The following is a 21,909-nucleotide window of genomic DNA, read 5'->3' on the forward strand; positions in this document are numbered from 1 at the left end:
AACCGGGGCTCCGCGCCGCCTTGTTCATCCGTTCCGGTCATGCCCTCGTACGGCGGTGCTCGGCGCGGCGGCCAACTGGGACGCTGCCCCCATGACGCAGACCGCATGGAGCGAGACCGGACACCTTGCGCACACCCACCGGTTCGCCACGCCGCTGGACCCCGTGGTCCGGCGGATGCGGGCCCTGCGGGCCGATCTGCCTCCCCGGGACGGCATCGCGGTCTTCAACCGCGTCTATCTGACGGTGACCGAGGAGATCTCCCGGCTCCTCGCACACGGCGCCTTCGCCGACCCCCGCGCCGCGGCCACCCTGGACATGCTCTTCGCCGGGCGCTATCTCGCGGCCGTGGAGGGGACGTCCTTCGGCCGTCGGCCACCGGACTGCTGGCGCCCGCTGTTCCAGTACCGGCGCCATCCGGGAGTGCGGCCGCTTCAGTTCGCCCTGGCCGGGATCAACGCGCACATCGGGCACGATCTGACGCTCGCGGTGGTCGACAGCTGCCGCGCCCTGGAGTGCGAACCGGAGTCCCTGGAGCGGGACTTCGACCGCGTCGGCGACACCCTGACGCTGCTGGAGGAGCGGATCCGCGAGGAACTCATGCCCGGGCCCGACCTGTTCCAGGTGGCCGACCCCATGACCCATCTTCTGGCGTCATGGAGCCTGGACCGGGCGCGGGACGCCTCCTGGTCGGCGGCGAAGGTCCTGTGGCAACTGCGTGAACTCCCCTCCCTGGCACGGGAGTTCACCGACCGCCTGGACGCGGGCGTGGGCCTGGTGACCCGCTGCCTGCTCACGCCGCTGTCGCCCGCGGCGCCCGCTTCGACCCGCCCGGCGTTCGAGGGCGGGCGCTCGTGAGGCGCGGCCGGGGCGCGGGGACCGGAACCCCCGGGCGCCCGGCCGCGCGAGGCTAGTCCTCCGGAAGCTCGACCGGGGCGATCGAGTCGTAGAGGTCGCCCGGCCCCGGGTTGGACGCGTCGGTGGAGCCGCCGAAGTGGTGCATGACGCCCCACACCGCGTTGAGCGCGGTCTGCACGGCGCCCTCGGCCCATCCGGCCGTCCAGGAGATGTCGTCGCCCGCGAGGAAGATCCCCCGCTTGTCCTCGGGCAGCGAGTCCTGCATGAAGTGCGTGAACAGACGGCGCTGGTAGCGGTAGTGCCCGGGCAGGTTCGCCTTGAACGCGCCCATGAAGTAGGGCTCGTTCTCCCACGACACCGTCACCGGGTTGCCGATGATGTGCTTGCGGATGTCGACCTTGGGATAGATCTCGCCGAGCGACTTGAGCATGACCTCCATGCGCTCGCTCGCCGACAGCGGGAGCCACTTGAGGCTGTCGTCGCACCACGTGTAGGAGAGGCAGATGACGGCGGGCTTGTCCGGGCCGTTGTCGAGCAGATACGTGCCGCGCGTCATGCGGTCGGTGAGCGTCATCGACATGACGTCCCGGCCGGTCTCCTCGTCCTTGTCCAGCCAGAACGGCCGGTCCACCGGCACGAACAGCTTGGAGGACTCCATGTAGTGGGTGCGCTCGATCGCCGTCCAGTGGTCGATCGGGAACAGCGAGTCGTCACAGGCGATCTTGGACAGCAGCATCCAGGACTGGGCGGTGAAGATCGCCGCACGGAAGGTGCGGATGTCGCCGTCCGCGTCCGTCACGGTGATGCGGTTGCCCGCCGTGCGGTGCAGCCGGGTCACGGCCGGCCTGGGCGCGCCGTCGTGGAGCGAGGAGAGCGAGGTGCCGGGCGCCCAGTGCACGAGCTTCTCGGGCTCGCGCTCCCACAGCCGCAGCGGCAGCTGCTGGGAGCCGCCGACGATGCCGCGGTGGAGGTCGTCGGCCTCGGTGTAGACGACCCGCAGGATCTCCAGGATGGAGTTCGGGAAGTCGGTGTCCCAGCCACCGGTGCCGAAGCCCACCTGGCCGAAGATCTCGCGGTGCCGGAAGGACTTGAAGGCCTCCGAGTCGCAGAGGAAGCCGTAGAAGGTCTGGTTGTCGAACTTCTCGACGAGCTTGGCCCAGATCTCGCGGATGCGCGGGATGTCGCGCTCGCGGATGGCCTGGTTCATGTCGGAGAAGTCGGCGCCCTCTTCGAGACAGGCGTTCCACGCGTCCATGACCTCGCGGTACACGGTCGGCAGCTCGTCGACCGAGGTCGCGTAGTGGGACTCGCCCTTGAGGTCCACGACCGTCGAGGGGGTGTCGGCGGCGAGCGGGTTGGGGAACGGCTTGGTCTCCAGGCCCACCAGGTCGATGTAGTGCTGGAGCGCGGTGGAGCACGGCGGGAACCGCATGGCGCCCATCTCGGCGGTGAGCTCGGGGTCGCAGCCCGGGAAGCCGACGGTACGCAGCCGGCCACCGATCTGGTCGGCCTCGTAGACGACGGGCTTGAGGCCCATCTTCATCAGCTCGTACGCGGCGACGATGCCGGAGAGGCCGCCGCCGATGACCGCGACCTCCGCGCCGTGCTCGGTCGCGGGTATCTGGCCGAGCCCGGCCGGGTGCGCCAGGAAGTCGTCGTACGCGTAGGGGAAGTCCGGCCCGAACATCGTGACGGGCGGCTGCTCGTCGATGTGCTGGACGGCGGTGGGCACCGTGGACGTCATGGGGTACGGACTCCTTGCACAGTACGGAAGGTGAGGGGGCAGGACCTCGGACCCGGGGCTCGGGGGCGGAGCTCGGGGATCGGGACCGAGGGCTGGGGAGGGGCTCAGGGCTCGAGGCTCGGGGCCCAGAACTCAGGACTCAGGACTCAGGACTCGGGGTTCAGACGAGGGAGGCGTAGAGGCCCGGGCGGCGGTCGCGCAGATACGGGTTGTTCGCGCGCGAGGCGGCCAGGAACTCGGGGTCGACATCGCCCACGACCAGCTCGGTGCCGCGTCCGGCGCGGGCCCGGGCGGCCCCGTCGGGTCCGGCCAGGCAGCTCAGACCGACGAACTCGAACTCGCCCTCGGGGCCGGTGCGGTTGACGTACGCGACATAGAGCTGGTTCTCGAAGGCGCGGACCGGGACGAGGGACTCGGCGACGAACTGGAAGGGGTGCATCTGGGCGGTGGGCACAAGGAGGAGGTCGGTGCCGGCCAGCGCGTGGGCCCGTACGTTCTCCGGGAACTCCACGTCGTAGCAGATCATCATGCCGACGCGGAGGCCGTTCAGCTCGGCCTGGACGACCGGCTGGTCGCCGGGGGTGAACGCCTCCTGCTCGAAGCAGCCGAAGAGGTGGGTCTTGCGGTAGTTCGCCAGGCGGGTGCCGTCGGAGCCGATGAGCTGGACCGCGTTGTAGACGGCGTCGCCGTCGCGCTCGGGATAGCCGTAGACGACCGCCAGGCCGTGGCACACCGCGATGTCGGCGATCGCCCGCGCGGAGGGGCCGTCGGCGGCCTCGGCGAGCTTGGCCACGTCGTCGCCGATGGCGTATCCCGTGAGGAACAGCTCGGGGCAGACGATCAGACCGGCACCGGTCGCGGCCGCCCGCCCGGCGGCCTCGTCCAGCGTCTTCAGGTTCGCGGCGACGTCCGAGAGACTGCCGGAGCTCTGGAGCAGGGCGGTGCGCAACGCGGGCATGGGCAGTCCTCGGCAGGGGCGGAAGTGCGGGGTGGGGTCACTAGACGGTACGTTCCGCCGCTCGACCCGGACAAGGCGGGAGCGTTGCGTGTGGCCGCGCGATTCGTTGCGCAAGATCGGTGGGTGGCGGTGATTCGTTGCGCTGGGTCGTGCGGCGGGGGGGCGTGTGGCGCGCTGGGCCGTGCGGCGGGGGGCGTGCGGGCGTGCTGCGCGTTCGTGCCGCGCGGGGTCCGCGTCCCTGGCGGTGCTGGGCGACTGCGGGGCGTGCCCGACCGCGCGCGGGGCGGTGCTGGTTGGCTGCGGTCGGGTGCGGGCCGGTGGTCGCTTCTCGCGCAGTTCCCCGCGCCCCTAAAAGCCCTTCGGTCTGCGGGCCGTGCGTGGCTGGTCGCGCAGTTCCCCGCGCCCCTGGCGGGATCTGTGCCGGTCGGCGTGGACGGCTGCGGCGCATCGGCCTTCGGGCCAGGGGCCGTCTTTGCGGGTGCGGCCCGGTGGGGGTACTCGCGCAGTTCCCCGCGCCCCTTAACCACTCGGTGCCGGCCCGCATCGGGCATTTCAGCCCGTCCGGCGTTTGAGGACGAGCGCCGTTCAGGCGCGAACGGGGTCTGGGGCGGAGCCCCAGGAAGGCCCGAACCATCCAACCCCGCCGCACGGGCGGGTGGGTGGGCAAGGCGCCTGGGGTCTGGGGCGGAGCCCCAGGGGGCCCGGAACCAGCCAACCCCGCTGCATGGGCGGGTGGGTGCGAAAACGGGGCCGGGGGTCAGGCTGGGGAGCCTGAGGTGTAGCGGCGTAGCAGCGGCGAGAGGACCAGCACGGACTTCGTCCGTTCCACGTACGGCTCCCCCGCGATCCGCTCCAGCACCCGCTCGAAGTGCCGCATGTCGGACGCGAAGACCTGGACGATCGCGTCCGCCTCACCGGTGACGGTGGAGGCGGACGCGACCTCGGGGTACCGCTCGAGCCCCCGCCGAATGGCGTCGGGCGAGGTGTTGCGACGGCAGTAGATCTCGATGAAACCCTCGGTCTCCCAGCCCAGGGCCGCCGGGTCCACCCGTACGGTGAAGCCGGTGATGGCACCCTCGGCCCGCAGCCGGTCGACGCGCCGCTTGACGGCCGGCGCGGACAGGCCGATCAGCGAGCCGATGTCGGCGTAGGAGCGCCGGGCGTCTTCGGCGAGCGCGTGGACGATGCGTTCATCGAGGTCATTGAGTCGCACTGCGGGTGGATCACTTCTGTGAGGCGGTGGCCAGCCTGGAACGGCGGTAGCCGTATCCGAAGTAGATCACGAGACCGGCGGCCATCCAGTATCCGAAGTACTCCCAGGTGACCCCGGACAGGTTCCACATGAGGTAACCGCAGCTGAGGAAGCCGAGGATCGGGACGACCCAGCCGAGCGGCACGCGGAAGGTGCGCGGCATGTCGGGGCGGGTCTTGCGCAGGATGACGACAGCGACGTTGACCAGCGCGAAGGCGAAGAGCGTACCGATGCTGGTGGCGTCGGCGAGGTTGCCGAGCGGGACGGCGGCGGCGAGCACACCGCAGAACAGCGAGACGGCGACGGTGTTGGCGACCGGGGTTCCGCTGCGCGGGCTGACCTTGGCGAACACCTTGGGGACAAGGCCGTCGCGGGACATCGCGAAAAGGATGCGGGTCTGGCCGTACAGCACGGTCAGGACGACGCTGGCGATGGCGATCACGGCGCAGGCCGCGAGGAGCGTGGCCCAGAAGGAGTGTCCGGTGACGTCCTTCATGATTCCGGCGAGCGCGGCCTCGGAACCCTCGAACTGCTTCCAGGGGCGTGCGCCGACAGCCACGAAGGCGACCAGGACGTACAGCGCGGTGACGATGATCAGCGAGAGCATGATCGCGCGCGGCAGGTCCTTCTTCGGGTTCTTGGCCTCCTCGCCGGCCGTGGAGGCGGCGTCGAAGCCGATGTAGGAGAAGAACAGCGTCGAGGCCGCGCCGCTGACACCGGCCGTGCCCAGCGGCATGAAGTTCGAGTAGTTGCCCGACTTGAAGCCCATGAATCCGATCACGCAGAACAGCACCAGGGCGGCGATCTTCACCCCGACCATGATCGTGTTGATGCGGGCGGACTCGCGCGCGCCACCGAGCAGCAGACCCATGGCGAGGACCACGACGATGAGGGCCGGCAGGTTGAATATCCCGCCGTCGCCGGGCGGGGCGGACAGCGCGTCGGGGATGGTGACGCCGATCGTGCCGTCCAGGAACTCGTTGAGGTACTGGCCCCAGCCGACGGCCACGGCGGCCACCGAGACGCCGTACTCCAGGATCAGGCACCAGCCGCAGATCCACGCGACGAGTTCGCCGAGCGTTGCGTAAGTGTACGAGTACGACGAGCCCGCGACGGGGATGGAGCCCGCGAGCTCGGCGTAGGAGAGGGCGGAGAAGAGGGCCGTGAGACCGGCGAGGACGAACGAGAGCGTGACGGCGGGTCCGGCCTTGGGGACGGCCTCGCCGAGCACCACGAAAATACCGGTGCCGAGCGTCGCACCGATGCTGATCATGGTGAGCTGCCACATGCCCAGGGAGCGCTTGAGGGAGCCGCCCTCACCCTGGCCACCCTCCGCCACCAGCGCTTCCACCGGCTTGCGCCGCATGAGACCGCGACCGGGGCGCGGGCCCCCGGCGGCTGGGGATTCGGTCGAGGGTGGCGCTGCGCCATGATCCAACACTGAGGTGGCTCCTTATCGCTGCCAATCGGACGGCGGGTGACCGCGGCGGTCCGGCCGTCCACAGAGGGATGTTTCGGGCAGCATGGAGCCTTCCCGTGGCCGGTTCCGCCGAGCAGGCGGTCCCCGCCACTCCACGTACGGCGAGAACCCTATGGGTTTCCGCTTCCCGCTCGTAATGCAGCAACCTTGCGCACTGGCGGTAGATCATTGCGCACGACGGCCAGGGGTGGATGTTTGTTGCACGGCATCGTTCGATCCGTGCGTATGCCCTGCTCGGGGCCCTGTTCACGGCTCCGCGCAGTGGCTCTGGTCACGGGGCCCGCTTGACACCGCATCAGGCCTGTTGCAGGGTCGCGCCCCATGGATCTGGACACACCGCACGAGATCGCCGGAGACCCGGCCACGGGCTGGCAGGACCCGGCCCCCTTCCTGCGCGGGGTGGCCTGGCTGGACGCCGAGGGGCAACCGGTCCGCGTGGATCCGCAGGACGCGATGCGGCTGCCGTGGGACACCGGTGAGCGCGCCGCGCTGCCCATCGGGATGCGGATCGAGTTCACCGCGCGGGACGCCTCGGCGGTGGAGATCCGTTACCGCGCCCGGGTGCCGGAGCCCGGCGAGGCCCTGCATGACCTGGCCCACACCTTCGCGCTCTGGCAGGGCGACCACTGCCTCAGCGAGACGACGGCCACCCCGCATCAGGATGGCCACGTACGCATCCAACTCCCGCGCTCCCACGGCCCGTTCACCATCCACCCGCCCGAGACGCAGGCGCCGCACATCGACGCGGTGCGGGCGGTCGGCGGCACGATCGCACCGGCCCGGCGCACGGCACGCTGGCTCGTGCACGGGGACTCCATCACGGAGGGCTGGTGGTCGACCCGGCCCGCGCACGCCTGGCCGGCCGTCGTCGGACGGACGCTGGGCCTGGACACGGTGAACCTCGGCTACGCGGGCGGGGGCCGCGGCGAGCTCGCCACCGCCGAACAGCTCGCCCGGCTGCCCGCCGACGTCCTCACCCTGGCCTTCGGCACCAACTGCTGGTCGGCCGTTCCGTTCTCGGCACCGCTGATGCGCGAGACCACGCTCGCGTTCGTCCGTCTGGTGCGCCGCGGCCACCGGGAGACCCCGCTGCTCCTGGTCTCCCCGCTGCTGCGCCCGGAGGCCGAGGGGACGCCGAACGCGCTGGGCGCGACGCTCGCCGAATTGCGGGCGGCCATGGAGAGCGCGGCCCGGGAGTTGATCGACGCGGGCGACCACGCCCTCCAACTCCTGCCCGGGCAGGGCCTGTTGACGGCGGATCACCTCATGGACGGGCTCCATCCCACCGACGAGGGCCATGCCCGGGTCGCCGGCGCGGTGGCGCGGGCGCTGGCCCCGCACGTGCCGGAGCCCCCGCGAGAGGACTCACGGGGGCTCCGGGCGGTACAGCCGGGCGACTAGCTCCAGCTCGCGTGCAGCGGCTTGCCCTCGGCGTAACCGGCGGCGGACTGGATGCCGACGACGGCCTTCTCCTCGAACTCGGCGAGCGAGGAGGCACCGGCGTAGGTGCAGGAGGAGCGCACGCCCGCGATGATCGAGTCGATCAGGTCCTCGACACCCGGGCGGGTCGGGTCCAGGAACATGCGCGAGGTGGAGATGCCCTCCTCGAACAGGGCCTTGCGGGCCCGGTCGTACGCGGACTCCTCGCTCGTACGGTTCTTGACCGCGCGGGCCGAGGCCATGCCGAAGGACTCCTTGTAGAGGTGGCCCTCGGCGGAGGTGTGGAGGTCGCCCGGGGACTCGTAGGTGCCCGCGAACCAGGAGCCGATCATCACGTTGGAGGCGCCGGCGGCGAGCGCCATGGCGACGTCGCGCGGGTGGCGCACCCCGCCGTCGGCCCAGACGTGCTTGCCGAACTTCTTGGCCTCGGCGGCGCACTCCAGGACGGCGGAGAACTGCGGGCGGCCCACGCCGGTCATCATCCGGGTGGTGCACATGGCGCCGGGGCCCACACCGACCTTGATGATGTCCGCGCCGGCCTCGATGAGGTCGCGCACGCCCTCGGCGGCGACGATGTTGCCCGCGACGATCGGGACGTGCGGGTCCAGGCCGCGGACGGCCTTGATCGCGGCGATCATCGACTCCTGGTGGCCGTGCGCGGTGTCCACCACCAGGGTGTCGGCGCCGGCGTCCAAGAGCTGCTTGGCCTTGCCGGCCACATCGCCGTTGATGCCGACGGCGGCCGCGATGCGCAGCTTGCCCTGGGCGTCGGTGGCCGGCGTGTACAGCGTCGCGCGCAGGGCGCCCTTGCGGGTCAGAATGCCCGCGAGGCGGCCGTCGGCGTCCACGGCCGGGGCGTAGCGGCGGTTGGCGTTGTCGAGGCGGTTGAAGGCCTCGCGGGGGTCGATGTCGGCGTCGAGGAGGAGCAGGTCCTTGGACATGACCTCGGAGAGCCGGGTGAAGCGGTCGACGCCGGTGAGGTCCTGGTCGGTGACGACACCGATCGGCTTCTGGTCGGCGTCGACGACGACGCCCGCGTTGTGGGCCCGCTTGGGCAGCAGGGCGAGCGCGTCGGCGACGGTCTGGCTCGGAGCGAGGACGATCGGGGTGTCGAGCACCAGGTGGCGCTTCTTGACCCACGAGATCACGTCGGTGACGACCTCGATCGGGATGTCCTGGGGGATCACGACGATGCCGCCGCGCCGGGCCACGGTCTCGGCCATGCGGCGGCCGGCGATCGCGGTCATGTTGGCCACGACGAGCGGGATGGTGGTCCCGGTGCCGTCGGGGGAGGCGAGGTCCACGCCCTGGCGGGAGCCCACCGCTGAGCGGCTCGGCACCATGAACACATCGTCGTACGTCAGGTCGTACGGCGGCTTGATGTCGTTGAGGAAACGCACGTGCTGAACATCCCAGTCGATCGAGGTGGCCCCAGGCATTTCAGCCAGGGGAAAAGCACGTAGTTCATTGTCCCATGTTCGTACGATCGCGCCGCCCGGGCCGATCGTCCAGGGACCGGGCAGCGGGCCTAGTGCGATCCTCCGAGCGCGAGGTGCACGGCCAGCGTCCCGTGCGGCCCGGCCACGGCCGCGCCGCCCAGCACGTCCAGGGCGAGCGCCCACTCCTCGGGCCGCAGCACCGCGTACTCCTGCCAGCGGGTCACCACGACGAGGCGGCCGGGGCGGGCCGGACCCCAGTCGGGGTCACCCAGACAGTCGGCGAGGGCGTCCCAGTTCCGGCCGAACCAGTCGGGCAGCCGCAGCGCGGTGGCCACCCGGTCCATGAAGGCGGCCTTGTCGTCCACTCCGTCGAGGTCGACGAGATCGACCAGCCACCCCGCGGCCCGCACGGAGTCGAAGGGTTGGGCCGTCATCGCAGCACCGCCTTGAACGTCTTGTAGTGGTCGTCGGTGTAGTAGAATTCGCCGCCCTGCCCGGTGATCAGGCGTCGCGCGCCGCGGTCCCGGGAGTTCGGGGTCTCGACGGTGTACTCGTGGTAGTAGCCGCGCTTCTGCCGGGGCAGCAGCTTCTCGACGTTGCCGAACACCACACCGTCCTTGCTGTACGGGTACGGGCCGCCCTTGTCGATGAGGGTCAGGGTCCGGCGTGCCTCGGGCGGCAGCCGGTCCGCCGGGACCGTGGCCATGCCCTTGGCCCAGGCGGGGGTGGAGGCGGAGGCGGAGGCGGGGACGGACGCGGAGGCGCTGGGACCGGCGGGTTTCGCGCTGTCCTTGCCGCCGCAGCCGACGAGCAGCACGGCCAGACACGCCAGCACCGAGGCGAGGGCGATCCGGGCAAACCTGGTGATCATGTGCCGATGCTCCCATCCGGTGGCGGCGCGAGCGAATGCGTGGGCGGCCGATTCCGGGTCACGATGGAGTCATGCTGCTCGCCGACGTGGCCACGACCTCGGCCGACATCGCCGCCACCGCCTCGCGCTCGGAGAAGTCCGCGCTGCTGGCCCGGCTGTTCTCGGCCACCGAACCGGACGAGGCGCCGCTGGTGGTGACCTATCTCGCGGGGCGGCTCCCGCAACGGCGCACGGGGCTCGGCTGGAACACCCTCAAGGACCGTCCGGCGCCCGCCGACACGCCCACCTTGACCGTGCGGGACGTCGACCAGCGCCTGGAGGCCATCTCGGCGGTGGCGGGCAAGGGCGCGCAGGGCGAGCGCCGGAGGCTGGTCGGGGAGCTGATGGCGGCGGCCACCGAAGGGGAGCAGCGCTTCCTGGTCGCGCTGATCACCGGCGAGGTCCGCCAGGGCGCGCTGGACGCGGCGGCCGTGGAGGGGCTCGCGGCGGCGGCCGGGGCCCCGCCCGCCGAGGTGCGGCGCGCGGTGATGCTGGGCGGTTCGCTCGGCACGGTGGCCCGGGCGCTGCTCGCCGAGGGTCCGGCCGCGCTCGCCGCGTTCCGCCTGGAGGTGGGCCGCCCCGTCCTGCCCATGCTGGCGCACAGCGCGAAGGACGTCGCCGAGGCGCTCGACCGGCTGGGCCCGTGCGTCGTCGAGGAGAAGCTCGACGGCATCCGCGCCCAGGTGCACAAGGACGGCGACACGGTACGCGTCTTCACCCGCACCCTCGACGAGATCACCGAGCGCCTCCCCGAAGTGGTGGACGCGGCACGGGAGTTGGCGGCCGAGCACGCCGTGCTCGACGGCGAGGTGATCGCGCTCGGACCCGACCGCAGGCCGCGCTCGTTCCAGGACATCGCCGGGCGCGTCGGCTCCCGGCTCGATGTGGCGGGAGCCCAGGAGCGCCTGCCACTCTCCCCCGTCTTCTTCGACCTTTTGTCGGTGGACGGACGGGACCTGCTCGACCTGTCGGTGCGCGAGCGCCACACGGAGCTGGCCCGCATCGCGCCCGAGCCACGCCGCGTTCGGCGGTATGTGGTGGAGGACCCCGCCGACCCCGAACAGCGGCGCGGCGCCGAGGAGTTCGCCGCCGAGACGCTGGATCTGGGGCACGAGGGGGTGGTGCTCAAGGCGCTCGACTCGACGTACGCGGCCGGTCGGCGCGGGGCCTCGTGGCTGAAGGTCAAGCCCGTCCACACCCTCGATCTGGTGGTTCTGGCCGCCGAGTGGGGTCATGGCCGGCGCACCGGCAAGCTCTCCAATCTGCACCTCGGGGCGCGCCGCGAGGACGGTACGTTCGCCATGCTCGGCAAGACCTTCAAGGGGCTCACCGACGCGCTCCTGTCCTGGCAGACCGAGCGGCTGCGGGAGTTGACGGTGGCCGAGGAGCCGTGGGGGGTGCGGGTGCGGCCGGAACTCGTCGTCGAGGTGGCCTATGACGGCGTACAAAGATCATCGCGTTACCCGGAAGGGGTCACACTGCGTTTCGCACGGGTAGTGCGCTATCGCGAGGACAAGAGGGCCTCGGAAGCGGACACGGTCGCCTCGGTGACCGCTCCCCCCGGTTCTCGGCCTGGGTCGAACGGGGAGGACCGGGACACCTGAGGCGACGGGAGGGATTGAAGCGGTGGAGCAGGGTCACAGCGCGGGGCAGGCGGAGCGGGCACAACGGCGGGCGCAGGAGGCCGGGTTGGCGGCCGCCCGGCTGACCGCGGAGGGGGTGCGGGCGATCGCGCTGACCTGGGTGGACGTCGCGGGCCTGACCCGCGTCAAGGTCGTGCCGACCACACGGCTCGCGCAGGTCGCGGCGCACGGCGTCGGCATGTCGCCGGTCTTCGACGTGTATCTGGTGGACGACTCGGTCACCACCAGCCCCCACATCGGCGGCCCCGACGGCGATCTGCGGCTGATCCCCGACCTCGACCGCCTCACCGTGCTCGCCGCGCAGCCCGGGTGGGCCTGGGCGCCGGCCGAGCGCTTCGAGCAGTCGGGGCAGCCCTACGACGCCTGCCAGCGGCAGTTCGCGCGCCGCATGACGCGGCGGGCCGCCGAGCGCGGCATCGAGCTGCGGATGGGCTTCGAGACGGAGTGGGTCGTCGACCCGCCGCTGGGCGGCCCTGCGTACGGAATGGCGCGGATCGTCGAGCGCTCGGCGTACGTGGGTGATGTGCTCGCCGCGCTGGAGGCGCAGGGCGTGGAGGTGCTCCAGATCCACCCGGAGTACACGCCGGGCCAGTTCGAGGTGTCGGTGGCCCCGGCCGATCCGGTGGGCGCGGCCGATCTCGCGGTGCTCGTGCGCGAGACGATCCGGGCGGTGTCGCTCCAGCACGGCCTGACCCCCTGGTTCGGGCCGGTCGTCGATCCCGAGGGCGTCGGCAACGGCGGCCATCTGCACCTCAGCCTCTGGCAGGACGGCCGCAATCTGTGCCGGGGCGGCGAGGGCCCCTCGGGGATGAGTACGACCTGCGAGTCCTTCCTCGCCGGCATCCTGGAGGCGCTGCCCGCGCTGCTCGCCATCGGCGCCCCCACCCCGGCGAGCTATCTGCGTCTGGCGCCGTCGCGCTGGGCCGGCGCCTTCCAGTGCTGGGGGCCCGAGAACCGGGAGGCGGCGCTGCGCTTCGTGCCCGGGCCGCCCGGCGCCGAGAGCGCGGCCAACGCCGAGGTCAAGTCGTTCGACCCGGCAGCCAACCCGTACCTGGTGACCGGCGCGGTGATCGCCGCCGGACTGGCCGGACTCGACGCGGGGCTGCGGCTGCCGCCCCCCGTGGCGGGCGACCCGGTGAACACGGTCGGCGCCCGGCGGCTGCCCGCCTCACTGCCCGAGGCGCTCGGGCACTTCACCGAGTCGGCGGTCCTGCGCGAGGCGCTCGGCGACCGGCTCTTCGAGGCGATCGCCGCGGTGCGCCAGGCCGAGACGAAGCTGTTCGACGGCCGGACCCCGCAGGAGATCGCCGAGGCCACGCGCGGGAGGTACTGAGTGCTGCCGCTCGTCGACCACCACTGTCACGGCGTGCTGCGCTCGGACCCCGACGACGCCGCCTTCGAGGCGTTCTTGACCGAGTCCGACGCACCGGCCGCGCCCGGCACCAGCTTCTTCGACACCCAGCTCGGCTTCGCGGTGCGCCGCTGGTGCCCGCCGCTGCTGGGCCTTGAGCCGCACTGCCCGCCCGAGCGCTATCTGGCCCGGCGTCGTGAGCTCGGCGCCGAGGAGGCCAACCGGCTGCTCCTGAGGGCCACCGGCATCGGCACCTATCTGGTGGACACCGGACTGCCCGGGGATCTGACGGGCCCGGCCGAGCTGGCGGCCCTCGGCGGGGCCCGGGCGCGCGAGATCGTACGCCTGGAACACCTCGCGGAACGCGCGGCCGAGGGGGTGCGGGATCCGGACAAGTTCCTGGCGGTGCTGAGCGACGCGATCGCCGCCGCGGCGGACGGCGCCGCGGGCTTCAAGTCGGTCGTCGGCTACCGGCACGGCCTGGACTTCGCGCCGGAGCCGCCGGGCCCGGCCGAGCTGCGCGCCGCCACCGCGGACTGGCTGGCCGCCGGGGCGGGCCGGATCACCTCGCCCGTCCTGCTGCGCCACCTGCTGTGGTCGGCGGCCGGGACGGGGCTGCCGCTCCAGCTCCACACCGGATTCGGCGACCCGGACCTCACCCTGCACCGCTGCGACCCGCTGCTGCTCACCGACTTCATCCGGGCGATCCGCCCGACGGGCTGCCGTCTGGTCCTGCTGCACGGCTACCCCTACCACCGGGGCGCGGGATATCTGGCGCACGTGTACCCGCATGTGTACGCCGACGTGGGGCTCTCGCTCGGGCACACGGGGGCGCGGGCCGAGGCGGTGCTCGCCGAGTTCCTGGAGCTGGCGCCCTTCGGCAAACTGCTGTTCTCGACGGACGCGTACGGACTCGCCGAGCTGTACGTGGTGGGTGCCCGGCTCTACCAGGAGGCCCTGGAGCGGTTGCTGAACGGCTGGACCGGGTCCGGCGCGTGGTCGGCGGCGGACGCGGAACGGGTGGCGGCGCTGGTGTCGGCGGGCAATGCCGAGCGGGTCTACGGCGGGTGACCGGACGGGGCTCCGGGGGCTGGGCGCCCCCGGAGCCTCAGACGCCGTCCGGGTCCGCGCGGTTGAGGGCGGGCCGGGGCTTGGGGCCCGTCTCGTTGAGCAGGAAGTCGGCGGCGGCCGTGTCCGTGACGAGGCTGGTGACCAGGCCGGACCGCAGCACCGCGTCGATCGCGGCGGCCTTGCGCTGGCCCCCGGCGATCGCGACGACCTCCGGGATGCGGCGCAGCCGGTCCGCCTCGACGGTGATGCAGCGCTCCCCCAGGTCGCGGCCGACCCGCCGGCCCTGCGCGTCGAAGAGGTGCGCGGACATCTCGGCGGCGACGCCGAGCGAGGCGTAGTGGGCCCGCTCCTCGTCGCTCAGCATGTCGTGCACGGTGGAGATGCCGGGCTCCCACGAGCCGATGGAGACCGCGGCGACGGTGACCTTGTCGAAGTACTCGAAGGCGCGGGCGATCCCGGTCTGGTTGCGCAGCGCCGCGGCGGTCGCCGGGTCGGGCAGGAGCATCGGGGCGTAGATGGGGTGGGCCTCGCCGCCGGAGACCTGGGCGGCCCGGCGCACCGCCTCGACGGAGCCGCGCTCGGCGGTGCCCGCGTCGTAGACCCCGGTGAGCTGGACGACCGTGCAGGGCGGCAGCCGGTCGAGGGCGGCGGCCATGTGGATGGTGGAGCGGCCCCAGGCCAGGCCGAGCACATCGCCCTCGCTGACCAGCTCCCCGAGCAGGTCGGCGGCGACCTCGCCGAGGTTCTCCGGGTCGGGCGAGGTCTCCTCGCCCTCCGCCGGGGACTCGACGACGACCGCGTGCCGCAGTCCGTACCGGGCACGCAGGGCGTCGGAGCGCTCCGCGTCCAGCTCGGCGGGGACCCGGATCTCGATCCGTACGAGGTCGCGTTCCAGGGCGGTCTCCAGGACCCGGGCCACCTTGAAGCGGCTCACGCCGAACTCCTCGGCGATCTGGATCTTGGACTTCCCCTCCAGGTAGAAGCGGCGGGCCATGGCCGCCGCCTGAACCAGCTCCGCGGGTCCCATCCGCAGGGCTGACCGACCCGCCGACATTGCAGACACCGCGATCTCCTCACTGCTGTTCACAACTGCTGTTCACGCACCGGACTCGCTGTTCATCCTGTCAGATCCCACGGTCCTTGATCAGCCCGGAGGGTTCCGTCGCCGCGGTGGCGGCTCGGAGGCGGCTCAGTGGGCGCACGCCCAGGGTGCGCCCGCCGTCGCCGCTTGCGCCAGGGAGCGCAGGGACCGCACCGCTTCGGCCGGGTCCTGCGCACCGTAGACGGCCGAACCGGCGACGAAGACATCGGCGCCGGCCTCGGCGCAGCGCTCGATGGTGGAGGCCGAGACGCCGCCGTCGACCTGGAGCCAGAGTTCAAGTCCGTGTTTGCCGATCAGCTCACGGGTCCGGCGGATCTTCGGCAGCATGATGTCGAGGAAGGACTGACCGCCGAAGCCGGGCTCCACCGTCATGATCAGCAGCATGTCGAGCTCGGGGAGCAGGTCCTCGTACGGCTCGATGGGCGTCGCGGGCTTCAGCGCCATCGAGGCGCGGGCGCCCTTGGCGCGGATCTCCCGGGCCAGCCGTACGGGAGCGGCGGCCGCCTCCACGTGGAAGGTGACCGAACCGGCCCCGGCCTCCACGTACTGCGGGGCCCAGCGGTCGGGGTCCTCGATCATCAGATGGCAGTCCAGCGGCGTGTCCGTCGCCCGGCTGAGGGATTCCACGATGGGAACCCCCAGCGTGAGGTTGGGCACGAAGTGGTTGTCCATGACGTCGACGTGCAGCCAGTCGGCGCCTTCGACGGCCTTGGCCTCGTCGGCCAGCCGGGCGAAGTCCGCGGAGAGGATGCTGGGGTTGATCTGAGCCATGCCCCAAGCCTGCCATGCCCTGGGCGACTTGCCTGCCACGGCGGCGGACCAAGCCTGTCCGGTTCCGCGCGGGGCGGGCGATCCTGCCGGTACCGCGGGGCTTCGGCGCATGATCCTTCGCCCGCGCACCCGATGGCCGGAGCCCCTGCGGCGCGGCGACGACACTGCGCCGACCGAACCGTGATCCGCCCAACTGCCGTGCCCCGGCGCCGAGTTCGGGGGCGTCGCGCTGCGCGCACGCGCCGCGACGCCCCGCGATCGGAGAGGTCCGCCCGGCGTCAGGCCAGGCGCCGGAGCAGCGCCAGATACATCGCGTCCGTGCCGTGCAGATGCGGCCAGAGCTGGACGTCGGGGCCTTCGCCGAGACCCGCGACCCCCGGCATCAGCGGCCGCACGTCGATCCACTCGGCCTCGACGGGCTCGGCGCCGCCACGGCCCTTGAGGACGTCCTCGACCACGATCCGGGTCTCGGCCAGGTGCGGCGAGCAGGTGGCGTACCCGACGACACCGCCGACGCGGACCGCCGAGAGTGCCTCGCGCAGCAGCGAGCGCTGAAGCGGTGCGAAGCCCTCCAGGTCCTCCGGACGCCGGCGCCAGCGGGCCTCGGGACGGCGGCGCAGGGCGCCGAGACCCGAGCACGGCACGTCGACCAGGACCCGGTCGAAGGAGTGCGCCAGCCACGGCGGCCGGGTGCCGTCGGCCGCGATGACCTGGTACGGGCCCGGGTTGCCGGCCAGCGCGCGCTCGACCAGGCGGGCCCGGTGCGGCTGCTTCTCGGAGGCGAGCAGGGCAGCCCCGCGCCCCGCCGCGAGGGCGGCGAGCAGCGCGGCCTTGCCGCCGGGACCCGCGCAGCCGTCCAGCCAGCGCTCGTCACGGCCTTCGAGCGGGGCGTTGGCGAGGGCGGCGGCCACGAGCTGGCTGCCCTCGTCCTGGACGCCCGCCCGGCCCTCTCGCACGGCGTCGAGGGCTCCGGGCTCGCCGCCCTCGGCCATCCGCACGGCATACGGCGACCAGCGGCCGGGCAGGCCGCCGTCCTCGCCCAGCGCGTCGAGGAGTTCGTCGGTGGTGGAGCGGCCGGGGCGGGCGACCAGGGTCACCTCGGGACGCTCGTTGTCGGCCTCCAGAAGGTCCTCGATGCCGGCCCGGCCGCCCCCGAGCGCGTCCCACAGCGCCGAGACGACCCAGCGGGGGTGCGAGTGGACGACCGCGAGATGGTCCTCGGCGTCGTCCTCGTAGGGGGGCGCGACCTTCTCCAGCCAGCCGTCGAGATCGTGCGCCGCGACCTTGCGCAGTACCGCGTTGACGAACTTGGCCCGCCCGTCGCCGAGCACCACCCGGGCCAGCTCCACGCTCGCGGAGACCGCCGCGTGGGTGGGGATGCGGGTGCCGAGCAGCTGGTGGGCGCCGAGGGCGAGCACATCGAGCACCGGCGGGTCGACCTCGCGCAGCGGCCGGTCGATGCAGGCCGCGATGACCGCGTCGTAGGTGCCCTGGCGGCGCAGCGTGCCGTAGACCAGCTCGGTGGCGAGCGCCGCGTCCCGGGTGTCGAAGTCGCCGCCCTCGCGCGCCTTGCGCAGCAGCGGGGGCAGCACGAGGTTGGCGTAGGCGTCGCGCTCGTCGACGGCCCGCAGCGCCTCGAAGGCGAGGATGCGGACCGGGTCCTTCTTGGGACGGCGGTAGGGCTTGCCGCCCTTGCCCGCTTGGGGGGCCGGGCTGCGACGTGGCGAATCGTTCACGTGAAAGGTGCTCCGCGGATCAGATGGGGCGAACCCCCTCAGCGTACGTCCGCCGCTCCGAGGCGCTCACCCGGGGCGATGCGCACTCCGCGCGCCCAGTCCGCGCCGCGCATCGGCTTCTTGCCCTGCGGCTGGACCCAGAGCAGCTCCACGGCGTGCGAGCCGGTGCCCACGTGCACGTTGTTCTTGGCCGCGGCGAGCTCGCCGGGCGCCAGGTCGGTGCGGTCGGTGACCAGGGCCGCCTGGATGAGCTTGAGGCGCTCGCCGCGGAACACCGTCCAGGCACCGGGGGCCGGGGTGCAGCCGCGCACCACGCGGTCCACGCGCAGCGCGGGGGCCGCCCAGTCCACGTGCGCCATCTCCACGGTGATCTTCGGCGCGAGCGAGATGCCGTCGGCGGGCTGCGGAACGGCCTTCAGGGTGCCGTCCTCGATGCCGTCCATGGTCGCGGCGAGCAGCCCGGCGCCCGCGAAGGCGAGCCGGGTGAGCAGGTCTCCGCTGGTGTCGGTGGGCCGGACCTCCTCGGTGACGGTGCCGTACACCGGACCCGAGTCGAGCCCCTCCTCGATGAGGAAGGTGGCGGCACCGGTGATCTCGTCGCCGGCCATGACCGCGTGCTGGACGGGCGCGGCCCCGCGCCAGGCGGGCAGCAGCGAGAAGTGCAGGTTGACCCAGCCACGCGCCGGGATGTCGAGGGCGACCTTGGGCAGCAGCGCGCCGTACGCGACGACCGGGCAGCAGTCCGGCGCGATCTCGCGCAGCCGGGCCAGGAACTGCTCGTCCCGCGGCTTCGCCGGCTTCAGCACCTCGATACCGGCCTCCGCGGCGCGCTCGGCGACGGGGCTCGCCACCAGGTGGCGGCCGCGTCCGGCGGGGGCGTCGGGCCGGGTGACGACCGCGGCGACCTCGTGCCGGCCGGAGGCGATCAGGGCGTCCAGGGCGGGGACGGCGACCTCGGGGGTGCCTGCGAAGACGAGCTTCACTGGGGGTTACCTCGCTTTGTCGAGAGCAGCGTCTCAGTCTATGGGCCCGTGAGCGGCGGCCGTACGCCCAGGTGCGCCGGGCCTCGCGCGCGGCTTCGCGCCTCCCCGTACGGCAGGGGCGTACGGGGACGCGCGCGCCCTGCGCATATGCCCATACGCCCCCGCAGCGTGACCACAACAGGAGGTGGCGCGTTGGTCAAGAGAGATTGACCGAATCGGGCCGCTTGTGCGGCCCGCGCCTTTTCAGCACCCGCACCACGTCAACACAGCAGACAGCACCACGCAGTACCAGCACCGCAGTCACCCTCCCTTTCACCGCCGGTTCGAGAGGCTTGCCCATGGCCGACCACGCAACCCACGACGCCCAAGCGCGGGCCAGCCTGCATCTGTTGGTGCGGGACATCGAGCGGGTCCGCCGACAGGTGGACGCACTGCGCACCCTCACCGCGCAGCTGGGCAACGTCTACCGCCCCCGCCGCTCGGGTCCATCCACGGGCTTCGTCGTGTACGGACGCGCCCCGGCCCCGACCGTACGGCTCGCCCAGGAGTTGCGGGACAGCGTCGAGACCCTGGTGACCGCCGCCGTCGACTTCGACCGCTCCCTCGGCTTCTCCTGGGACGCGGTGGGCTCCGCGCTCGGCGTCACCAAGCAGGCGGTGCACCGCCGTTACGGGTCCCGCCGGGCGACCGCCCAGGCCGCGGGCCAGGTCGACGCCGAGCGTCCGGCCGAGGCCGTGCCGCCCCGGGCGCTGCCCCCGCTGCCCGCCATGCCTTCGGTGCCCGCCGCCCGTTCGATGCCGCCGCAGCCGACGGCGAGCAGCCAGTCCCTTCGCGAGGAGGTCCGCACCAGCGCCTTCCCCGGTCCCCGCAACGGCTGACCCGCTTTCGCCCCTTCGTGCCCTCGCGACCCCGGTACGGGGTACCGCGAGGGCACACCTCTGTGCGCGCCAGGACCCATGGGGTACGCGGCGGCGCGCCCGGGCCGGGAGGCTCAGCCGATGTCCGGCGGGTCGATCCTGATGCGCACCGGATCGCCGCCGCCGCGGGCGAGGCGCGAGGCCTGGGCGGCCTTCAGGGCGGCGGCGAGCGCGGCACCGCTGCCCGGCGGCACCCGCACCAGCGCCCGCTCCCAGCGCTCCCCCACGGGCGGGTCGCCGGGCCTGCGCGGGCGTCCGGGGTCGGACACCGGGAGCGGGACCGGCCCCAACACCTGTGCTTCGGGCGGCAGTTGGGCCGCCTTCAGGAAAGCCTCGACCGCCTCGGGGCGGCCGATGGCCTCGGCCATCCGGGAGACCGGCGGGAAGTTGAGCTCGGCGCGCTCGGCCAGTTCGCGCAGGGCGTGGCCCACCGGATCCCAGCGGACCAGCGCCTGCACGGGGCGCAGCGTGGGCTCGGCCACCACGACCACGGTGCCGCCCGCCTCCTGCCCCCGTACCAGCGAGGACGCCGAGATCCAGCGCCGAAGCGCCTCCTCGCCGGCCCGGATGTCGGGACGGCTCAGCATCGCCCAGCCGTCGAGGAGCAGCGCCGCCGCGTAGCCGCCCTCGGCCACCGGCTCGGCACCGGGTGTGGACACCACGAGGGCGGGCTGTCCCGGCACGCTGTCCAGGACGTGGTCCCGCCCGGAGGTGCGCACGGGCACCGCGGGGAAGGCCCGGCCCAGCTCCTCGGCGGTGCGCCGGGCGCCGACGATCTGGGCGCGCAGCCGGTTCGCACCGCACTCCGCGCAGTGCCAGTCGGCCTCCGGTGTGCCGCACCACGCGCAGGCCAGCTCGCGCTCGTCCGGCGCCTCCAGGGGGCCCGCGCACCGTCCGCAGCGGGCGGGGGCGCGGCAGCGCGCGCAGGCCAGGCGGGGCGCGTACCCCCTTCTCGGCACCTGCACCAGGACCGGGCCGCTCTTCAGGCCCTCGCGCACGGCCTGCCACGCCAGGCTCGGCAGGCGGGCCGCGCGGGCCGCCTCGTCACGCGCCAGTTCGCCGTCGCCGACGGTACGCACCAGCGGGGCGGCGGACCGCACCACCGTGCGATCGGCGACCAGGGGCGCGGCCCAGCCGCTCTCCACGAGCTGGGCGGCCTCGACCGTGCAGCTCGTACTGCCGAGCAGAAAGCCGCACGTGTCGTGGGCCGCCCGCAGTTCGAGCACCTCGCGCACATGAGGGAAGGGCGCGTTGTCGTCGCTGTGGCTGGAGTCTCCGTCCTCCCACACCACGACCAGGCCCAGGTTCTCGACGGGCGCGAACATGGCGGCGCGGGTGCCGACCACGGCCCGCACCGCGCCGCGCCGCACCGCGAGCCACTGCCGGTAGCGCCGCTCCGGGCCGGAGTCGGCGGTGAGCAGGGCGTGCCGGCCCTCGCCGAGGAGTGTGGTCAGGGCCGCGTCGAGACGGCCCGCGCTGCGCCCGTCCGGCACGACGACGAGGGCGCCGCGGCCCGAGGCGAGCGTCGCGGCGACGGCCCGCGCGATCTCCTCGCACCAGTGCGGCCCCGGCAGTGCGGTCCACACCGCGCGGGGTGCGCCGCCGGTGCCCAACGCCCGCAGGAACGCGGGGCCTTGGGGGTAGCGCGCCCAGGTGCCGGGCTCGGGCCGCGCCGGGCGTGGCGGCGGCTCGGGAGACGGCTTGGCCTCGGCGCGGGCGTTCCTGGGCGGCACGGCGAGTTGGAGCACGTCGGCGAGGCTGCCCGCGTACCGGTCGGCGACGGCACGGGCGAGCGAGAGCATCTCCGGGCTCAGCACCCGCTCCGGTGAGACGACACCGGCAAGCGCGGCCAGCGGACCCGAGTAGTCCGACTCGGCCCGGCGCTCGACGAGGAACCCGTCGATCAGCCCGCCGCCCTCCCGGCGCCCGTCCCGGACATGGCGCGCCCCGGCCCCGAACCGCACCCGCACCCGCACCCCGGGCTGCGCGTCGGCGTCCAGCTCCTCCGGCACGGCATAGTCGAAGAACTGGTCGAGGTGCAGCACCCCCTTGTTCACCACGACCCGGGCGACCGGCAGCTCCCTGGCGAGCGCTGCCCCCCGCCAGGTGCGCGGCTTGGCCTTGGGCACCTTGGCCTTGCGCACCGTCTCCCGAATCAGCGCAAGCTGCTCGGGCGCCCCACCCTCGGGGCCCCCGCCCTGCCGTTCGTTCTCGCTGCTCACAGCCAAATTCCTACCAGAGGGGACTGACAACCGC

The 21,909-nt window shown here is 73.1% G+C and carries 18 protein-coding genes; 6 read left to right on the forward strand and 12 right to left on the reverse strand.

Features of this window, described 5'->3' with window-relative positions:
* Nucleotides 1–91 precede the first annotated feature (91 nt).
* Nucleotides 92–856 (forward strand): DUF5995 family protein, encoded by a 765-nt coding sequence (locus tag N4G70_RS24605; protein ID WP_261714892.1) that lies wholly within the window; start codon nt 92–94, stop codon nt 854–856.
* A 52-nt stretch (nt 857–908) separates the two neighbouring features.
* On the opposite strand, the gene N4G70_RS24610 is transcribed toward N4G70_RS24605, so the two are convergent.
* The 4 genes from N4G70_RS24610 to N4G70_RS24625 all read right to left on the reverse strand — a co-directional run bounded on the left by N4G70_RS24610 (nt 909) and on the right by N4G70_RS24625 (nt 6,251).
* Nucleotides 909–2,600: an NAD(P)/FAD-dependent oxidoreductase gene (locus N4G70_RS24610; protein ID WP_261714893.1), complete on the reverse strand. Its 1,692-nt coding sequence runs from the start codon at nt 2,598–2,600 to the stop codon at nt 909–911.
* Between the two features lie 160 nt (nt 2,601–2,760).
* The gene (locus N4G70_RS24615; protein ID WP_261714894.1) at nt 2,761–3,558 is read right to left on the reverse strand and encodes a carbon-nitrogen hydrolase family protein; all 798 of its coding nucleotides are present in this window, start codon (nt 3,556–3,558) and stop codon (nt 2,761–2,763) included.
* 757 nt (nt 3,559–4,315) lie between these two features.
* Complete coding sequence (locus tag N4G70_RS24620; RefSeq protein ID WP_261714895.1) at nt 4,316–4,771, reverse strand: Lrp/AsnC family transcriptional regulator; 456 nt, start codon at nt 4,769–4,771, stop codon at nt 4,316–4,318.
* Between the two features lie 10 nt (nt 4,772–4,781).
* Nucleotides 4,782–6,251, reverse strand: a complete 1,470-nt coding sequence (locus N4G70_RS24625) for an amino acid permease (RefSeq protein WP_261714896.1) — start codon at nt 6,249–6,251, stop codon at nt 4,782–4,784.
* Between the two features lie 360 nt (nt 6,252–6,611).
* Here N4G70_RS24625 and N4G70_RS24630 point away from each other — a divergent pair, with 360 nt between their 5' ends.
* The gene (locus N4G70_RS24630) at nt 6,612–7,691 is read left to right on the forward strand and encodes a GDSL-type esterase/lipase family protein (protein ID WP_261714897.1); all 1,080 of its coding nucleotides are present in this window, start codon (nt 6,612–6,614) and stop codon (nt 7,689–7,691) included.
* On the opposite strand, the gene N4G70_RS24635 is transcribed toward N4G70_RS24630, so the two are convergent.
* From N4G70_RS24635 to N4G70_RS24645, 3 genes are all read right to left on the reverse strand, one after another.
* Complete coding sequence (locus N4G70_RS24635; protein ID WP_261714898.1) at nt 7,688–9,169, reverse strand: GuaB1 family IMP dehydrogenase-related protein; 1,482 nt, start codon at nt 9,167–9,169, stop codon at nt 7,688–7,690. The two genes, N4G70_RS24630 and N4G70_RS24635, sit on opposite strands and share 4 nt — an antisense overlap.
* An 89-nt stretch (nt 9,170–9,258) precedes the next feature.
* Nucleotides 9,259–9,603 carry a barstar family protein gene (locus N4G70_RS24640; RefSeq protein ID WP_261714899.1) on the reverse strand — a complete coding sequence of 115 codons (345 nt, stop codon included), beginning with the start codon at nt 9,601–9,603 and terminating at the stop codon, nt 9,259–9,261.
* Nucleotides 9,600–10,040, reverse strand: a complete 441-nt coding sequence (locus N4G70_RS24645) for a ribonuclease domain-containing protein (protein WP_261714900.1) — start codon at nt 10,038–10,040, stop codon at nt 9,600–9,602. Before N4G70_RS24645 ends, N4G70_RS24640 begins: the two co-directional genes overlap by 4 nt.
* A 71-nt stretch (nt 10,041–10,111) precedes the next feature.
* Between N4G70_RS24645 and N4G70_RS24650 the strand changes: the two genes are divergently transcribed.
* The 3 genes from N4G70_RS24650 to N4G70_RS24660 are packed head-to-tail and all read left to right on the forward strand — an operon-like array spanning nt 10,112 to nt 14,144.
* A complete protein-coding gene (locus tag N4G70_RS24650; RefSeq protein ID WP_261714901.1) occupies nt 10,112–11,683 on the forward strand; it encodes an ATP-dependent DNA ligase in 1,572 nt (523 codons plus the stop codon).
* Between the two features lie 22 nt (nt 11,684–11,705).
* On the forward strand, nt 11,706–13,055 hold the full coding sequence (locus N4G70_RS24655; protein ID WP_399036699.1) for a glutamine synthetase family protein: 1,350 nt from the start codon (nt 11,706–11,708) through the stop codon (nt 13,053–13,055).
* Entirely contained in the window at nt 13,056–14,144 is a 1,089-nt protein-coding gene (locus tag N4G70_RS24660; RefSeq protein WP_261714902.1) for an amidohydrolase, read from the forward strand.
* 37 nt (nt 14,145–14,181) lie between these two features.
* Here the strand turns inward: N4G70_RS24660 and N4G70_RS24665 are convergent, their stop codons facing one another.
* From N4G70_RS24665 to fmt, 4 genes are all read right to left on the reverse strand, one after another.
* Nucleotides 14,182–15,231 carry a sugar-binding transcriptional regulator gene (locus N4G70_RS24665; protein ID WP_261714903.1) on the reverse strand — a complete coding sequence of 350 codons (1,050 nt, stop codon included), beginning with the start codon at nt 15,229–15,231 and terminating at the stop codon, nt 14,182–14,184.
* 102 nt (nt 15,232–15,333) lie between these two features.
* Entirely contained in the window at nt 15,334–16,017 is a 684-nt protein-coding gene (gene rpe / locus N4G70_RS24670) for a ribulose-phosphate 3-epimerase (RefSeq protein ID WP_261714904.1), read from the reverse strand.
* A gap of 278 nt (nt 16,018–16,295) precedes the next feature.
* The gene (locus N4G70_RS24675) at nt 16,296–17,753 is read right to left on the reverse strand and encodes an RsmB/NOP family class I SAM-dependent RNA methyltransferase (RefSeq protein ID WP_261714905.1); all 1,458 of its coding nucleotides are present in this window, start codon (nt 17,751–17,753) and stop codon (nt 16,296–16,298) included.
* A 38-nt stretch (nt 17,754–17,791) separates the two neighbouring features.
* Nucleotides 17,792–18,736: a methionyl-tRNA formyltransferase gene (gene fmt, locus N4G70_RS24680; RefSeq protein ID WP_261714906.1), complete on the reverse strand. Its 945-nt coding sequence runs from the start codon at nt 18,734–18,736 to the stop codon at nt 17,792–17,794.
* Nucleotides 18,737–19,074: 338 nt separating this feature from the next.
* Here fmt and N4G70_RS24685 point away from each other — a divergent pair, with 338 nt between their 5' ends.
* Nucleotides 19,075–19,614 carry a hypothetical protein gene (locus N4G70_RS24685; protein ID WP_261714907.1) on the forward strand — a complete coding sequence of 180 codons (540 nt, stop codon included), beginning with the start codon at nt 19,075–19,077 and terminating at the stop codon, nt 19,612–19,614.
* A 113-nt stretch (nt 19,615–19,727) separates the two neighbouring features.
* Here the strand turns inward: N4G70_RS24685 and N4G70_RS24690 are convergent, their stop codons facing one another.
* On the reverse strand, nt 19,728–21,875 hold the full coding sequence (locus N4G70_RS24690; protein ID WP_261714908.1) for a primosomal protein N': 2,148 nt from the start codon (nt 21,873–21,875) through the stop codon (nt 19,728–19,730).
* Nucleotides 21,876–21,909: the final 34 nt, after the last annotated feature.

Origin of the sequence: Streptomyces sp. ASQP_92, assembly GCF_025399895.1 — a bacterium.
In the GTDB taxonomy this organism is placed as follows: Bacteria; Actinomycetota; Actinomycetes; order Streptomycetales; family Streptomycetaceae; genus Streptomyces.

Excerpts from the sequence above, each read along its gene's own strand:
- N4G70_RS24605 (WP_261714892.1), top strand. The coding sequence starts at position 92 with ATGACGCAGACCGCATGGAGCGAGACCGGACACCTTGCGCACACCCAC.
- N4G70_RS24610 (WP_261714893.1), bottom strand. The coding sequence starts at position 2,600 with ATGACGTCCACGGTGCCCACCGCCGTCCAGCACATCGACGAGCAGCCG.
- N4G70_RS24615 (WP_261714894.1), bottom strand. The coding sequence starts at position 3,558 with ATGCCCGCGTTGCGCACCGCCCTGCTCCAGAGCTCCGGCAGTCTCTCG.
- N4G70_RS24630 (WP_261714897.1), top strand. The coding sequence starts at position 6,612 with ATGGATCTGGACACACCGCACGAGATCGCCGGAGACCCGGCCACGGGC.
- N4G70_RS24635 (WP_261714898.1), bottom strand. The coding sequence starts at position 9,169 with ATGCCTGGGGCCACCTCGATCGACTGGGATGTTCAGCACGTGCGTTTC.
- N4G70_RS24640 (WP_261714899.1), bottom strand. The coding sequence starts at position 9,603 with ATGACGGCCCAACCCTTCGACTCCGTGCGGGCCGCGGGGTGGCTGGTC.
- N4G70_RS24645 (WP_261714900.1), bottom strand. The coding sequence starts at position 10,040 with ATGATCACCAGGTTTGCCCGGATCGCCCTCGCCTCGGTGCTGGCGTGT.
- N4G70_RS24650 (WP_261714901.1), top strand. The coding sequence starts at position 10,112 with ATGCTGCTCGCCGACGTGGCCACGACCTCGGCCGACATCGCCGCCACC.
- rpe (WP_261714904.1), bottom strand. The coding sequence starts at position 16,017 with ATGGCTCAGATCAACCCCAGCATCCTCTCCGCGGACTTCGCCCGGCTG.
- N4G70_RS24685 (WP_261714907.1), top strand. The coding sequence starts at position 19,075 with ATGGCCGACCACGCAACCCACGACGCCCAAGCGCGGGCCAGCCTGCAT.